The organism is Pelagicoccus sp. SDUM812002, assembly GCF_031127835.1.
GTDB lineage: Bacteria > Verrucomicrobiota > Verrucomicrobiia > Opitutales > Opitutaceae > Pelagicoccus.
The window spans coordinates 127,078-142,430 of sequence record NZ_JARXHX010000009.1 but is presented as its reverse complement, the minus strand read 5'-3'; the positions used below and the strand labels follow the sequence as shown (position 1 = coordinate 142,430).

Annotated in this window: 10 protein-coding genes; 1 reads left to right on the top strand and 9 read right to left on the bottom strand. The window is 53.7% G+C overall.

Going from position 1 to position 15,353, the window contains the following annotated elements:
* Positions 1 to 38: 38 nt before the first annotated feature.
* From QEH53_RS14310 to QEH53_RS14295, 4 genes are all read right to left on the bottom strand, one after another.
* Positions 39 to 1,049: a hydroxyacid dehydrogenase gene (locus QEH53_RS14310; protein WP_309023893.1), complete on the bottom strand. Its 1,011-nt coding sequence runs from the start codon at positions 1,047 to 1,049 to the stop codon at positions 39 to 41.
* Positions 1,050 to 1,070: 21 nt separating this feature from the next.
* Positions 1,071 to 2,828, bottom strand: coding sequence for a sodium:solute symporter family protein (locus QEH53_RS14305; RefSeq protein ID WP_309023892.1), 1,758 nt, complete (start codon positions 2,826 to 2,828; stop codon positions 1,071 to 1,073).
* A gap of 5 nt (positions 2,829 to 2,833) precedes the next feature.
* On the bottom strand, positions 2,834 to 4,417 hold the full coding sequence (locus tag QEH53_RS14300) for a DUF4955 domain-containing protein (protein ID WP_309023891.1): 1,584 nt from the start codon (positions 4,415 to 4,417) through the stop codon (positions 2,834 to 2,836).
* Positions 4,418 to 4,696: 279 nt separating this feature from the next.
* Positions 4,697 to 7,099 carry a TonB-dependent receptor gene (locus QEH53_RS14295; RefSeq protein ID WP_309023890.1) on the bottom strand — a complete coding sequence of 801 codons (2,403 nt, stop codon included), beginning with the start codon at positions 7,097 to 7,099 and terminating at the stop codon, positions 4,697 to 4,699.
* Positions 7,100 to 7,437: 338 nt separating this feature from the next.
* On the opposite strand from QEH53_RS14295, the gene QEH53_RS14290 reads away from it, so the two are divergent.
* Complete coding sequence (locus QEH53_RS14290; protein ID WP_309023889.1) at positions 7,438 to 8,511, top strand: LacI family DNA-binding transcriptional regulator; 1,074 nt, start codon at positions 7,438 to 7,440, stop codon at positions 8,509 to 8,511.
* On the opposite strand, the gene QEH53_RS14285 is transcribed toward QEH53_RS14290, so the two are convergent.
* Genes QEH53_RS14285 through QEH53_RS14265 form a run of 5 tightly spaced genes read right to left on the bottom strand, consistent with a single transcriptional unit; the run spans position 8,486 to position 15,343 of the window.
* Complete coding sequence (locus QEH53_RS14285; protein ID WP_309023888.1) at positions 8,486 to 9,307, bottom strand: sugar phosphate isomerase/epimerase; 822 nt, start codon at positions 9,305 to 9,307, stop codon at positions 8,486 to 8,488. The genes QEH53_RS14290 and QEH53_RS14285 overlap by 26 nt on opposite strands.
* Positions 9,304 to 11,592, bottom strand: a complete 2,289-nt coding sequence (locus tag QEH53_RS14280; protein WP_309023887.1) for a heparinase II/III family protein — start codon at positions 11,590 to 11,592, stop codon at positions 9,304 to 9,306. The genes QEH53_RS14285 and QEH53_RS14280 overlap by 4 nt, the downstream gene beginning before the upstream one ends.
* On the bottom strand, positions 11,582 to 12,349 hold the full coding sequence (locus QEH53_RS14275; protein WP_309023886.1) for an SDR family oxidoreductase: 768 nt from the start codon (positions 12,347 to 12,349) through the stop codon (positions 11,582 to 11,584). Before QEH53_RS14275 ends, QEH53_RS14280 begins: the two co-directional genes overlap by 11 nt.
* Positions 12,350 to 12,369: 20 nt before the next feature.
* The gene (locus QEH53_RS14270) at positions 12,370 to 14,316 is read right to left on the bottom strand and encodes a DUF2264 domain-containing protein (protein WP_309023885.1); all 1,947 of its coding nucleotides are present in this window, start codon (positions 14,314 to 14,316) and stop codon (positions 12,370 to 12,372) included.
* Positions 14,317 to 14,332: 16 nt separating this feature from the next.
* Positions 14,333 to 15,343, bottom strand: coding sequence for a hydroxyacid dehydrogenase (locus QEH53_RS14265; protein ID WP_309023884.1), 1,011 nt, complete (start codon positions 15,341 to 15,343; stop codon positions 14,333 to 14,335).
* Between the last annotated feature and the right edge of the window lie 10 nt (positions 15,344 to 15,353).

Genomic DNA, 15,353 nt, shown 5'->3' with positions numbered 1-15,353 from the left:
AGCAGACTTGAGGCTTTGATAGCTCCCTCGTCATTCGTTCAAGTAGAACGGTCGAAGACCTCGCAGCTAATTGGGGCCACTACGGGTTCGCCATTGAGGTAGCGTTTCAAATTCTCCATCGCATAATCTGCCGCGTCACAGCGACGGTCCGTCGTGGGTCCGCTGATATGAGGCAACAAGGTGACATTCCGGCAGCCGCGCAGCGGGTGGTTCTCCGCAAGCGGCTCCGAAGCAAATACGTCAAGGCCTACCTGGAGCTCGGTACTTTTGACGACTCGCACCAGAGCCTCTTCGTCGACCAATGCGCCACGAGCGACGTTTATGAATACACCGCCTTCGGGAATGCTTCGCAACAGCGCCTCATCGATCACCTTGTGACGGCTGGGGGTCAAGGCTTCGACTTCAATAATGACGTCGTTGTTCGCAAAGAGCTCTTTCAGGTTGTTCGCTTTCGTGACTCCATATTCTTCATACACTTCGTCTGGCATCCCGTCTGTATAGGCGGATATTCGGGACGTAAACGGTTTCAAAAGAGGGACCAAGGCTTTCGCAATCGCGCCGAAACCATGCAGACCCACTCGTCGATCAAAGAGAGAAAGGGTTTCCGTGTCATGAACCTTCCACTGGCCTTTGTCATGCATCTCATGAGCCCAATAGGTAACCCGACGCATACAACTCAAAGTCAGGAGCAAAGCGCATTCGGAGATCGTCCGACTGATCGAGTTTCCCCAGTTCGTGACAAGCAAGCCAGCTTCGATCTGTTCACGCGATACCAGATGCCGTACCGAGCCAGGCAGATAGCACAAGTAGCGCAGCGCTGGCGCGAGTTCGGTCATCGCGTTTTCCGGCAATGGAGGTACAGACCAGCCCCCCACGATGATCTCCGGGTTCGCTTCCCGTAATAAGGTTTCCCAATCAGAAGACGAAGCGATGTCGCCCGATACCAAGCGGCAAGGAGCGATCAACCGCTCTAGTTTAGCCAAGCGCCCTTCCCTCAGGAAGGTTTCGATTTCCGACTGATTAACAACAATTAGATTCGTAGAACTCATAGTGTAAGGCTAATTTTCAAATTAAGACTCCTTAGAGCGCTTAACCGTACCGACCAACGCATAACCGATTGCCAACAACACACCTCCACAAAAAAGAAAAGCGATTCTTCCACTTAACGGGTTAGGTATGATGGCTAGCAAGGCCACGAATCCGCCATAGATCATAGAGAGAATCCCCAGCGCCTTTCCTTGGGAAGCATCTTTTTCGCCTGACCCCGTTTCGTCGGCTGTAACAGGCGTAGCCAGGTTCTCGAAAAACGTTTCGACCTCAGCCTTTCTCGCTCCAGACGACTCGTTGTAGAAAATGCTGGATCCAAGGTAAACCAAAGAGCCGAAACCAATGTTTATCACAACTCCAAGAATCAACTTCAAATCGCCAGCTTCCCGAGCGGAGAACTCAGTATCCAATCCTAGGAACCCATGGACAAACCCGGGAGTCATCCTCGTCTTGACGGTGAAGGACATGCACAGTCCTAGAAGGATGGATACCCAACTCGCCCAGTCGGGAACCCGTTTGACCACGAGCCCCCAAATCAGAGGGACTTGCATCGGGATCGCCACCAAGGCGCCAAACTGCAGCATCAAGTCGAATAAGCCTACGTCCTTTAGCTGACTAAACTGGATACCGGCAAAAATGATGCATCCACCTAGGACCAAGGTGGTGATCTTGCCCACGAAAAGGAGCTCTTTCTCATCCGCGTTAGGACGCAGGATTGGCAGGTAGAAATTGCGAACGAAAATACCGGCATTACGATTTAATCCACTGTCCATCGACGACATCGTGGCCGCGAAAATGCCGGACATCAGGAGCCCTAGCATACCAGCTGGCAAAGTCATGATACAGATCGCCACGTAGCTAGCTTCCTCCGGTTTCTTCAATTGTGGAAACACCTCTCCAAGATCTGGATACAGTATTGCAGACGCCATAGGTGGTATGAACCAAACCACAGGTCCAATCACAAAAAGAGCCGATGCTAGTAAAGCCCCTTTTCGAGCCTCTTTTGAATCGCGAGCGCATAGATAGCGTGACGCGTCCATTAAATTGTTGGTCGACGCAAATTGCTTAACGATAATCACTACCACCCAAATCCAAATCAATGAAGAGTAGTTCGTAACTCCGCCAAATAGACGGTCAGCGGGAAATTGCTCTATGAAAGCTCCGACTCCTCCCACTTCCTTCAAGGCGAAAAAAGCGCACACCACGCTGATCGGCATCAGCACGAGTACTTGCATGAAGTCCGAAGCGACGACCGCCCAGCTTCCCCCGGTAACTGAGAGAAAGAGCACGACCAAGCCCGTAATCAAGACAGTCGTTTCTATATCAAAGCCGAAAACTGCAGCAAAAAAGACCCCGAGCCCATTCAACCAAATCCCAGCGTAGAGCGTACCAATTGGAAGTTGTAGCCAAGTGAACATTTGCTCCGCTGTCTTTCCAAAACGGATACGCATCGCCTCCACGGGGGTCACTACTCGCGACTGACGGCACTTAGCCGCAAACCACCAGTAATTTCCGAGGAAGCCAATCGCATTGCCAATAAAGATCACCAAAACGAGGAGCCCATCTTGGTAGGCCTTGCTGGCCGCTCCCGTGAACGTCCAGGCGCTGAACTGGACCATAAAAGCGCTGCTCCCAGCCATCCACCAGGCCATCTGACCTCCCCCGCGAAAGTAGTCACTAGTGTTCCCGATGAACTTCCGAAAGAGAAGCCCGATCGCCAACATGAACAGGAAATAAAACGCAACGACTCCGAAGTCGAAGTGAGTTAAGGAAAAATCCATTAGATTTAATTTTCCGTCGAGAGCTCACGCCAACGTTCGAGCTCCTGCGTTAAATGATCAGGCAGCCCACCTTTACGCAGGGAAAGCTGAGCTTCGAAGAGGGACTCCGGCTGGACTGGTGTACCTAGACTCTCGACCACGCCGAGATTCGCCTCGTTAAATTGAGTTTCAATACCGTGGAGACCCACGAAAATCGCGTTCAGAAACAGGTCACGCTTATTAAAACCTTGTCTCCAGAAATCTAGTACTTTCTCGGTACCACCCGTGCGTTCAAAATTCCATACCGTTAAACCATGCATGTGGTTAGGCATCCCGACCAAAGGACCTCCGCTGTGCCCATACATCCAACCGCCACTACAAGAGTCGAGCAAGGTTGCATAGGGTCCAGTCGAATGAGCGTCGAACGAATTTTTTGGAGTGTGCTTGCATCGCCAATACACTGTCGAAGCGCTCATGTATCCGACTCCAGGCCCGTGGTAATGGCCCGCCGTATCCGAAACGAGCCCAAACAAGACGCCGTAACCTCCGCGAGTGTGGACCGCATGATGCCCCAGGGTTCCACCTAGACGCAACCTAAGAACACTGAAGGCCGAGCAATCATCCATGCGTATACCGTAATTCCAGTCGTTCATGACGACATCTCGTATCCAACCATTCCGAACATTTCTCACCCGTATGCCGCTCCATCCACCATCATCCAAGGCGCTCCGATGGTGTACGAAGTCACCCTTCCAACCACCTACAAAGCGCAAGGCTTCGACTCCGACCTCCTCGATCCCCGGATAGTCGCAGACAGACCAATTGAACTGCGAATCGACCGTTACTTGCAACGGTGCACGCAAGTTGAGAGTGTTACCCTCAACCGATGCAACTTGGTGCCGCTCAGAGATTCCTATACCCAATGTGTGCAAACGTTTCCATTCTGGACGTATCGGACGTTCCTCGAAGAACGAAGGGACTGCCTTAGGGTCCAAAAGGCGAAGCGTAATCCAATCCCCTGCTGCGAATCTGCCCGGATCCTCTACCGTTATCGCGAAACTGCCACTTCGAGCTACACCAGTAACGTTGGAGAGGAATTTTTCTTCCGTATCCACAGGCTCGATATGCAGCATAAACGGAGTCGAATACATACGGTCAGGAAACTCTGGCTCCAGATGACGCTCGAAAACGAGGTGAGTTCCGGTTTCGCCCGATCCCGTCCCCCGGATCACCACATTCCCTCGACTCAACATCAATGGAGCTTCCTCGCCATCAATCGTATTCAATAAATAACGACCTTCCTTGAATCGAACCACCCCTCCCCACTCGGAAGCAGCATCCAATGCAGCCTGTACCGCATCGCGGTCGGAAATCCCATCATCGGCGATCGCTCCAAACTCTTCCACCGCAAAAACAGTTGCTGGACCCTCAGGAATTGGCGACTCCATGAAGTCATAGCCCGCGTAGGAATAGTCAGCCAAGATCGCATCCGTTCCATTCGCCTTGGCAGAGACAAAGTCCTGCCACAAGGCAGATTCTTCGCCAAAACTCGAGCAGGCAGGAAGCAAGAGAGCAATGCATAGAGATAGTTTCGGGAAGGGATACTTCATTTTGTTTTGGCCATAGCGCCGAAGGGGTAATGTGGTGCCACTCATTCGAGGAATTGAGAAGAGCATGTAGCACTCAAAGGGAGAGAAAGCGCAACGATCTAAAGTTGAGAGACCGCCAGTCCAAACCTCGCTATTGCAGCGATAAGTCGGGACCCGACGATCTTGGGCTAACACAAACCTCGAATTGCGAAGACGAATCACGTTTTATCAGAAAGTCTGGGCGGTCGAAAAAGGGCGGGAAGTGCGCCCGTCCTCAACGTTTCCGAGTCAAAGAGTTACCTACATCTTTATCCGGTAACGAAGGATCAAGCGCTGCGGATCTCCACGCTTGGCCGCGGCACGAGTGTACTCTTCATCGAAGGCGTTCTTCACGGTGAGTTGCAGCGTCTGCTTCGCACCTTCGCCCCACTTGTAGCCCACTCCGCCTTCCACTACTGTGTAGCCTTCTTGATAGAGTTTCCAGCGACCACGGTCGGAGTTCGAGAAACGAGAGTCTCCCACGTTACGGATCCCTAGGGTATAGAACATGCCATCGCCGCTGCCGTATTTCATAACCACGTTAGCGCTGTAGTCTGGAATTTCAGCCACAGGGAGACCTTCGAGAATCGGGCCTCGGGCATTAGCCGGATCGCTAGACTCTACGATTTCCGAATCGATAAAGCCTATTCCGCCGGAGATGCTGAACTCCCTGTTGAAGTTGTAGTTGAAATCGAACTCGTAACCGGACGCAGTTTCGAGACCGTTCTGGCTCTTGTAGGTGAAGTCGAAGCCGTCGCTGTCGGTTCCGGACTGAGAGATCACCACGTCCTCGCGGTCGATCGAGAAGTAAGCGAGGGTGAAGCTCAATTTACCATCGAGGCCATCTGCCTTTAGGCCGAACTCGTACCCCTCGCCCTGCTCCGCTTCAAAGATTTGGATCGCCGGAAGCAGCTCGCCAGTCAGCGGATCACGATCGTTCGTGTCACGGCTCGGGTTGAAAGACGTGCTCGTATTGGCGTATGCCAACAGCCCTTCGACGAGACGGTAGTTTACTCCGAATTGATACGTCTCCTGGGACGTCTTTTCGTTGCTAAGAGCCGCTCCTAAACTTGGATCGGTCAAACCCCAAACTTGGTTGGCTGCATCGGTGGTCACCTCGTCGAAACGCACGCCGAGGTTGATGTTTAGGTCCCCATCCAGCATCTTCAACTGGTTAGCGACGTAGATACCCTGCACGTCGACGATTCGGTCCGAGTTAACCTCGACTTCTCCGATCCCTGCTTCGACATCGTTTAGAAGCTCGCGGGAAGAGTCGTCCAACCAGCTGTAGTCCGGATCGGATACGAGGTAGGTGCGAGCATCCGTGTTATTCGCGGAGTTGAAAAAGGAATTGCGACGCAGCTCCTTGTGATTGATTTCGATACCGAAGCGATCCTCCAGAGCAGCTATTTGCTCAGGCGTCGTGTTGCGGTTGAGACGCAATCGATAACGGACGTCGCGTTGCTCGTTCTTGTCGAAGGTCACGAGAAAACGGCCTTCGAAAGCGTCAGTGTTGTACTCCTTGAGCAGGTCCACTTGGAATGATTCTCCGCGCTCCCAAATTTGATAGTCGCGGGGATCGACGTCACGAATGACGCCTTCTTCCATGACCACTTCAGGAGTGATATCATCGAGCGTACGGTCGCCGAGACGAATGCGGACTTCTCCCGGGTAGCCAGTGTACTGGTCGTAGTAGCGATCATACTTGTTGAAAGCGGCGCGAATGGAGAGCGTGTCGCTGAACTGATGCGAAATGCGAAGGTCCGTGGTGTCGATGTCGCGCTCGTTCAAATCTCCCGGCCCGAGGAAACTGAAGTCGTGCAGCTCGGTCGCAAGGCGAAGGTATTCGGAATCGTCTGGCTGTTGGTCATCACGTATCGGCAGCAAGCCACGCCCACGATTCTGCGAACGCTCGAGGTACTCCTTCTCCAGGGTGATCTTCGTCTTCTCCGTCGGGTTAAACTCGAGCACACCTGAAAACGCGGTCTGGTCGCGACCTGTGTGGGCAAAGTCGTTACGGTCAAGCCACGAGGTGTCAAAACGATAGAGCCACTTCTCATCTTCAGTGATCTTACCTGTAGTGCCTAGAGCGATACGCTTGTAGTCGCCCGTACCCAGCTCTATCGAGGCTTCCTGTTCAGGCGTGGCTGAAGGTACCTTCGTAACGATGTTTATAATACCACCCGGATTGATCTTACCGTAGGAACCTGCGGCAGGGCCCTTGATCACCTCTGCTCGAGAAACTGTCACTCGGTCGATGAGCCCTAGACGGGAGAATCCGTTGCGTAGCTGGTTCTGCTGCTTGAATCCACGCAGCTGATACCATCCTTCCACTTCGTCGCCCGCAAAGGAGCTTACGTAGGCAAACTGGTCATCGAGGGAATCCGCGTTGAAGTCTTCGAGAAACTCGTTTGTCACGACATTCACCGAATAAGGAAGCTCCGCGATGCGGGTACGAATACGCGAACCGGTTATCGACTCCGCTGCTGAATATCCGCTCTCGTCGGTAGAGGTTACTGAAAATGGACTCAGGTTAAAGACTTCTTCCTCTCCTTCTTGGGCGTATACAGGAGTAGCCGCCAAAGCAGCAATCATAGAACCGACAACTGCCGCTCCTAGCGTGGACCCGCGAGGGGCGATGTTCTCAAGGGGACTCAATTTCATAATGAGCTATAGGGTTGGGGTATTCTAGTGAGTCGACGAACAGGCCCCCGCCTGCTGATGACGACCGAGGTAGCGCATTCGAGCCACTCCTCTTGTAGGATAAGACGACGGCGGGACTGATCGCGCCGACTCGACCAAACTCGTCGAGAAGAACCTCGTTCGTCAATTCTAAATTCATAATTATTAATTTTTAGTTCATATTATTAAACACGATCCTTTCAAAAAAGCTAATCGTTAATAACACTAGTTCCTAGCATTCTGGAAGTTACGCCTACAGGAATGATTTATTAACTACTTCTTGCCTCTAATAATTTCATAGGTATTATAAGAACTCTACTATGAGCCCCGAACCCAAGAAACGCGTGTCACAGGCCCAAATCGCCCGAGAAGCGGGGTGCTCGCAGGCTCTAGTATCCCTCATACTCAATGGCCGGACGAAAGGCATCGCTCGAAAGTCGCTCGAGAATGTTAGACGGATCGCTGCTCAGCATGGTTACTCGCCGCGAGGCATGAAGCTAGACGAGTTGAACAGCTCCGAGCATATCAAGACGGTAGGCTATATACTCCGATCTCCCCTGAAGCTCGCAAACAAGAGCAACTTCTTCAGCCACATACACCAAGGCCTGCACGAGCACCTGAGTGAACGGCAAATCAAGACCGTCTACCTCGGCTCGGAGGACGACTTCCAAAACGATACGCAATCGGTCAGCGAACACCTACCCAAGACCATCAAAGCAGTAGCAGTCATGGGCCAAGTCAACTCACACCTTCTCGAAGAGCTCCGTCTCACGGGAAAACCGATCATCTATATTTCTGCCCGAGCGACTGGCAAATGCCATTCCGTACTCTCCAACGAAGCCGACTCCGCCGAACTGCTAGTCGACCACCTGCACCAACTGGGCCATCGCTCATTCGCATGGATCGGCGGCACACCAAGCGGGCGACGGGAGGAGCGCTTGAGCGCGTTGAAAACCGCACTCGAGCAACGTGAGCTGCGACTCGAGCCGGAGTTTGACATCGCTACCATCGAAGCCGACCGAAACCAAGGCTTCGAAGCTGCCCAACGTATCCACGAAACTGTGACATCGAAAGGACTTCCCATGCCGACCGCCTGGATCGGCTTCAACGCGCTAATGGCCCGCGGCGCTATCAACTACCTCTTCCAAAACGGATTCCGCATCCCGGGCGATATCAGTTTCGCTGCTTTCGACATGACGCGGGTCTGTACCGAAGAACGCCCAGAAATCACATCCGCAGGTTCAGACCCCGAGAAAATCGGCAGGGAAGCGGGACGCATCATCCTGCAAGCGATCGAGGAGGAAACAGAATCGCTCTGCGATCTAACCCTCCCCACTTACCTCTGCGTACGCGACACCACAGCTGCAGCTAAGCCAGTGACCGCATCCATTTGACGTAGGCCGGCAAAGCCTCCTCCGCTTCCTCCAAGTCCGGATGCCAACGCTTTTCGTGCTCAAATACATACCAGCCACCAAAGCCGCTGCACTTTAAGATCGAGACTGCATCTTCCAGCGGTAATTGCCCTCTGCCAGGCAGCACATAACGCCAACCGTCCTTCATGGCGAACTCATGGCTCTCCTCGAAAACCGCATCCTTCAGGTGCACGCAAGGGGTCATTGAGCCAAGAGCTTTAAAAGTCTCATCCGGCGACTCCGTCCCGATCCGCGTCGTATGCCCGATATCCCAGAGAATCCTGAAACACGGATGGGCCACCGTATCGATCAACAAACGGCAATCCGCCGAATCCACCCAATTGTCATGCATCTCCAAGAGCCAATCGATCTGATCAGCTCCTTCCAACTTCAGAATAGCTCGCACGCAATGAGCGCCCTGCTCCAACCATTCTCGCCGCGTAGCGCCCTCGTCACCGTACCCAAAAACCCGAACCTGCTTGGCTCCCAAAGCAAGCGCTACCGGGATAGTCCGCTTCGCCTCCTCGAGGTTAGCCAAAAACATTTCCGTCTCGCAAATGCGAATACTGGAACTTACGCCGCTCACCAGTAGACCGCTTTCAGCTACCAGAGCTTGAGTCGACGCCATCGCCGAGGTGAAAGCGGGTTGCGTCGTTATGTCTACTCCTTCGCTCGTTCCACGAAAGTCGACACCATCGAAACCAAACTCCGCGCCCTTCCGAATAATCGTTTCTAAATCCCAGTCAGGGCAGGCTAATGTGGTAAATGATAACTTCATCGGAAAACGATCATCCCACTATCGGATAGATCGAGTCGATAAACTTTTCCCGCATACCGAGCGAACCCCTGTACGGGAAGAGGCGTAGTGAAGTAGAGATACATACCGCTATTGGTGGCTTCGAATGCAAACGTGACAGAGCCATTGAACTCGAAGGCGATATCCTCGCCGACACGCATCGTTTTTCCCTCTACTGCAGCAGCCCTCACTCTGGTGGCTGAAGCTATCTTGAAGTAGGAAAACAAAGCGTCCGATTCCCAATTCGATTCGCTGATCGCCTTACCCGTACGATTGGCAGCGACCCATTCGCTGCCACTGCTATTGCGTACCACTACAGCCGTATCCGACTTGCGCTCGTAGGAGTACGCCTCGCCAGCTTCTCCAACTGCCACTGGATCAAGCAAGGACAATCCTAGGGCATTCGCTCCGGTCTTGGTGTGCTTCACGTAAGGAAAGGAAGCAAAGTCGCCCTTTATGTATGTGAGCTCTCCCGACAATTCATTCGTCTCGAAGCCGTTGCCCCAAAACCATTGGCGAAGTCCCGCAGCGGGTCCGTAATCATCTTCCTGATACGTCCAACTTAACAGGTCACCCTCTATCTCCAGATCCGCTCGCCCCCCGTGCATCACGATCTCCAGATCACCGGCGACCGGCAGGTCGACTTGATCAAAAATGGCGAATCGGTCTCCTTCCAGCATCGCGACCAAGCGTTGGTGCTCGCCGCCACCAGCGTACGGTGCGGCCTTGATCTCGCAGGAGAAAAACGGCGATAACAAACGCGAACGGGAAAACGGAGCGAGGTTCGGTGCCTTGTCGCTAGGCGCCTCGCCATCGGCTAGGACAACGTTATGAGCTTCGGCGGTCAGATACCATTCCCGGCGTATCGCTTGACCATAACTCGCTTGAGTGTATCCAGCGTCCGATGACATCATTTGGTTCTCTGCCTGCAGGATGAAGCTCAAGTGATCGTAGTGCTCGTGATTGTCGGCCTCCGCAACCCCTTGAAACAAAAGCGTGCGAGACTTGGGATCGTTGTAGTTCCAATCGCTGCGAAACACGCTCTGCCCGGATTCAAGAAACAGTACAGGAGCAACATTGGGCTCCGTGGCTACGATATCAGGCTGATAGCACAAGTACTCCATCAATGGCTTTGGATAATCCCAACTAGCACCCGTGTAGTTGTACCCCGTCTTCTCCTCAGCCTTAACAAATACGGAGTAGTCGGTGTTCAGAAAATTCCATTGCAGCACCTCCGAGAACGGGGCGCTCCTATGCAGGCTCGTTGGCTTATCACGGAAGGCTCCCGCAACTAGCTGCGACGGATAAGGCTTGATGAAACTGTCTTCGATGTTCGGCGTCCACCCCTTGCCGTTGCGAGTCACGATCGGCCATTCAAAGGCGGGTTGAAAGACCGAAAAGCCGTCAAAACCGGTGGTGTTTTCATAGTGGTAAAGAAACGGGACAAAATTGATGAAGGAGAAAAGGAAGTAAAAGGCACCTTCTCGGTAAACGCCGTCTCGGCTGAAAAAGTAACGTGTGTTTGCGTTCGAAGCGGCCACCGCCCGCTCGAGCCAAGCTTTCGCTTCGTGATGATCCGACAAGCAAAGGGCCAAGCTGCCCAGTCCCCACGCGGGCTTGGACAAATGGTTGTGCGGACTGCCCGCCCAGGACCAAAGGTTTTCATGCATGTACTGGGCATGCTCCACTAGATGAGCCCGAATAATCGCATCGTCCTCATCGGAAAGAGCTGGCTGCACCCAGTCGTAAGCGGCAGCCATGCTTTGCGCCCAAACTCCTTGGTAGATCTCGTCCACCGCGCTTCCCTTGACGATCGGATCCAATTGGTAGAGTGGCCCCTCGTATCCACGCTTTAAGGCTTCAACCGCTTTTTCGAGGTAGGCGGACTTCTTACCGTCTTGGGATACCTGATACAGAAACGCGTTATAGGCGGCCACCTGAGTGAGAGTTCCGTAGTACTTGTGGACAATCTTCTTGTCGTCATCGAGCTTCGGAACCGGCGGAAGCTCTGCTAGGACAAATTCGCTAGCAAGCACATCTTGCCAATAAACCGCCGCAACGGAATCAGCGTCCTTCTTAGCGCGCAACGCACCCACTTCCCCTTTTGAAAACCAAAGCGACGGATGCACCTCCGACGACGGCATGGTTACCTCGCTCGGAAGCTCGAAGCCATTGTAAGTGTGATAGAACTCGCGTTCGTCCAATCCGAACGCCGCACCTGCGACAATCACACCGGCGAGCGCCAATGACATAAATTTAGCAGCCATAAACGCCTCCGTTGATATCTAAGGTCGCCCCGCTGATAAAGCCGTCGTATTCAGATGCCAAGAACAGTACCGCACGGGCAACATCGTCCGGGGTACCTGCTCGCGCGAGAGGAAGGGAAGCAATGGTCGCCGCTGCCGACTCCTCAGTGGTGTGCGTGTTATGGAACGACGTTCCCAAAATCAAACCGGGAGCGATGGCATTCACTCGAACGCCCTTCGGCCCCAGTTCCGTCGCCAGCGATCGGCTCCAAGTAAGAATTCCACCCTTTGCGGCCGAGTAAACAACGGACCCGGCATGTCCGCCCTTGCGGCCCGCGAGCGAAGACAGGTTCACAATGCTACTGTTCTCGTTTGCCACCAGCAGATCAAGAACTGCCTGGGTAATGAGGAAATTTGAAGTTAAATTCACGTCCCAAACCGACCTCCAAAACGCGTCTTCGATATCCGACAGTTCACGACGACCCATTAGCGAACCGGCATTGTTTACCAGCACATCTAGGCCACCCAAAGCATCCTCCACTTTTGCCGCCACCTTCTCGGCATCCTCTCGCTTGCAGAGGTCCCCTTGAACCGCTACCGCTCTCAAGCCCCTCGACTCCGCGAGCTCGACAAGTGACGTGGCAACAGTGTCGCTGGAAAAATAGTGGATCGCCAAATGGGCGCCCGCCTCGATGAAGTGTCGCGAAATCGCTTCACCTATACCCTGAGCGCCTGCCGTTACCAAAACGCGCTTATTCTCTAGTTTCTCGAAATTCATTCTCGTTTATTGCGTATCAGCTATTCACTTACTTTCCGCAGCGACTCGTCTTCGATGTTCCACTTGCCGTGCACAGGGTGACTCATAGCCCAGGCTCCTTTTTCGAGAGAGTCTAACCTCCATGCTTGCCCTTCTTCCGAGCGTATACCGGCCCAATTCAAAACTGCTAGATCGCGCGTTTCGTTGGCACCGAGTTCCGTTTCCAAAAGAGCCGTAGCATGGTAAGGGGTTTGGATATGACGACGTGGACCCTCCTCGTCGTTAAGGCGTTTGTCAAAGGCGCTCCGCGTAAATCCACAAACCGCCTGGACGGCAACCGATTGCTTGCCATTGCTCGCAGATGGAAAAGGAAAACCATCCTTAATTTCTGCCTCCTGATCCGCCGAAATCGGAAGCGCATAGCTTCCGTGTCGCAGCGTAGCGGCGTCCTTGGCGAGCACGCGATGAACGATCAGATGCCAATTCCCCTTCCACCAAACCCGCGTTTCCACCGAGACTTGAAACTGCTCGAGCTTTCCACCGAGGCTGTAGAGACAGCCCATGAGCTCTTCTTCGATCGCAAACGGCGCCGTGTAATGGCGACCGTAAACAACCTCCGATCCCATCTTCTGAGCGGTCAGGCCTCCATCAAATGGATACATCGAAGGTTCCTTCGCCAAGGCAAAGCCCCAAGCGCTCTTATAGCTCAAACGGCCCCATTTGTGCGGACCGAAGCGCGTGTTCGTAGAAGCGATCTGAGAACCTGCATTAATGATCTCCGCCTCGCCATCGATCTGGCGCACAATCAAGCAGGGAGCCTTCAGCGCTACGACGCGATTCGATTCCTCGCTTACGGAAGCGGCAGCGTCTTCCTGCCAAAACGTATCGTCGGGCGAAAGCAGCAATGGCGAGAACGCTTTGGCAGCCCAGTAAGGAGAGCCACCGGTCGAGTACACCTCCACCATAGGCAAGAATTCGTCGTACCAGCCGAGCGACAAGCAGCCTTGGTCCTGCGAAATCGGCTTCGAAAGGAAAAACTCCAGACTTCTTTGGCAAAGCCCACGGGCCTTAGAACCCTCCATGGGGAGAGCTCCCATGGCTTGGGCCAAGCCGAACGGAGCCGTCGCATTGAAGCGGTAGGCTATCGATCGACCGAAAGCTGGGTGCTCTCCACTTTTTGCGAAGAAAGTGGGATAGTCTTGCAGGAAGCGGTATGTGCGAGCCTTGAAGCGCTCGCACCGTCGCGTATCCGATTCACCATACAATCCCACCCACCACATGCTATAGTAATGCCATGCATAGGCGTTGTAGAAGTCGAAGGCCTGGTTCATCCCATCCATGTACCAACCCTCATCCGCGTACATGCCTTCCAGTTCCTCGAACCAGCGGTTTACCACGCCTCGATACGCCTCGCGGCGGCGACCTTCACGCTGCAGAAATTCCAAGACAAAGATGCCAAAGAACATGTGATTGTTCCAATGGTGGCCATTGCCTACATCCGACTCGAGCCAAGACAGAATCCTCTCCCGTTCCGCATCCTGCAGCTCATCCCAAAACCAGTCGCGGCTCAGCTCCAGACCGATCACCATCAGTCCCATCTCCACAGAGTGCTGATGAAAATTAGCCGAGTATCCAAAAAACTGATCCGATACTGGATCGCTACCGAGTAGCAGCGCATCTTTGAACCAAGCCTTCGACTTCTCCAGCAACGCAGCGTCCCTCTCGTCTTGGTAAACCTGCGTGGATCGCTCCCAATGGCAAAACAGCACCAAAGGACGGGCCAACGCTTCCAATCGATCCGCATTGGCGTCATGATCGCTGGCCATTCCTTCGATGTCGAGCTGAGCCTTGCCCTCCTCCATCAATACCACCAACGGCTCGATCAGGGAGCGTGCATGGTTCTGCCAAGTCCGATAGGTCGACGGCACCGTATCCCGACGCGGCCCTGCGAACTCAAAAAAGCGTGGTTTCAATTCTTTCGTATCCATTTTTCAGTAATTTTCTTCACGTCGAGCGATCGTAAATTTCTAGCGTGATCGGACTTTCGACCGGCTCACCGCGTTTGAACCGGCGAACATTTTCCAAACTGTGATCAGCAGCGTCACGGCGACGGTCCGTGGAGGGTCCTCCCAAGTGCGGCAGCATATTGATATTGCGGCACCCGCGGAACGGGTGGTCGGCCGGTAATGGCTCCACGGTGTAAACATCCAAGCCCACCTGTATTCGCCCTTCCTGAGCGACTCGAAGCAGTGCTTCTTCGTCGACAAGCGCCCCACGAGCTACGTTCACAAAAGCGCCCCCCTCCGGAATGCTCCTGAGCAACGCCTCGTCTACGATCATCTCGCGAGCTGGCGTCAAGGCCTCCAATTCGATGATGAGGTCGTTCTCCGAAAAAAGTTGCGGCAGGCTATCCGCCTTGCGAATGCCAAACTCCTCGAACACCTCTTCCGGCACCCCTTCCGTATAGGTCGAAATCTTATTCGTGAACGGTCGCAGGAGAGGCAGCAACTCCTTGGCGATCGCCCCAAACCCATGGATGCCGACGCGGCGGTCGAACAAGGATTGAGTCACCGTCGTGAGATCCTTCCAGCCGCCTTCGTCGTGCATCTGATGAGACCAGTGAGCCACCCGCCGCATGCAAGCCAGGCTCAGCAGCAACGCGCATTCCGCTACGATGCGGCTGATCGAGGAGCTCCAATTCGTAACTAACACCCCTTGCTCGATCAAATCCCTCGGAACAAAATGCCGAATCGACCCAGGCAGGTAGCAGACGTACTCGAGAGCCGGAGCCACCTCAGAGCGAACGTCAGCCGGCAAAGGCTTAACCTTCCAACCCGCAACAAGAATCCTAGGATTCGTCTCCTGCAAGAGCTCGATCCACGACGCCTCCGAATAAGATTCCACATCGACGACGCGACAGGGAGCGATCAACGACTTTAACGCCTCGAGCCGACCATCCACCAGGAAGGTGTCTCGCTCGACCGGCGTCACAACAATTAGATTAGTAGATGACATCGTAAACGTC

Coding starts and splice junctions, on each gene's coding strand:
- QEH53_RS14275 (WP_309023886.1), bottom strand. CDS start 12,349: ATGAATTTCGAGAAACTAGAGAATAAGCGCGTTTTGGTAACGGCAGGC.
- QEH53_RS14285 (WP_309023888.1), bottom strand. CDS start 9,307: ATGAAGTTATCATTTACCACATTAGCCTGCCCTGACTGGGATTTAGAA.
- QEH53_RS14295 (WP_309023890.1), bottom strand. CDS start 7,099: ATGAAATTGAGTCCCCTTGAGAACATCGCCCCTCGCGGGTCCACGCTA.
- QEH53_RS14265 (WP_309023884.1), bottom strand. CDS start 15,343: ATGTCATCTACTAATCTAATTGTTGTGACGCCGGTCGAGCGAGACACC.
- QEH53_RS14305 (WP_309023892.1), bottom strand. CDS start 2,828: ATGGATTTTTCCTTAACTCACTTCGACTTCGGAGTCGTTGCGTTTTAT.
- QEH53_RS14310 (WP_309023893.1), bottom strand. CDS start 1,049: ATGAGTTCTACGAATCTAATTGTTGTTAATCAGTCGGAAATCGAAACC.
- QEH53_RS14290 (WP_309023889.1), top strand. CDS start 7,438: ATGAGCCCCGAACCCAAGAAACGCGTGTCACAGGCCCAAATCGCCCGA.
- QEH53_RS14270 (WP_309023885.1), bottom strand. CDS start 14,316: ATGGATACGAAAGAATTGAAACCACGCTTTTTTGAGTTCGCAGGGCCG.
- QEH53_RS14280 (WP_309023887.1), bottom strand. CDS start 11,592: ATGGCTGCTAAATTTATGTCATTGGCGCTCGCCGGTGTGATTGTCGCA.
- QEH53_RS14300 (WP_309023891.1), bottom strand. CDS start 4,417: ATGAAGTATCCCTTCCCGAAACTATCTCTATGCATTGCTCTCTTGCTT.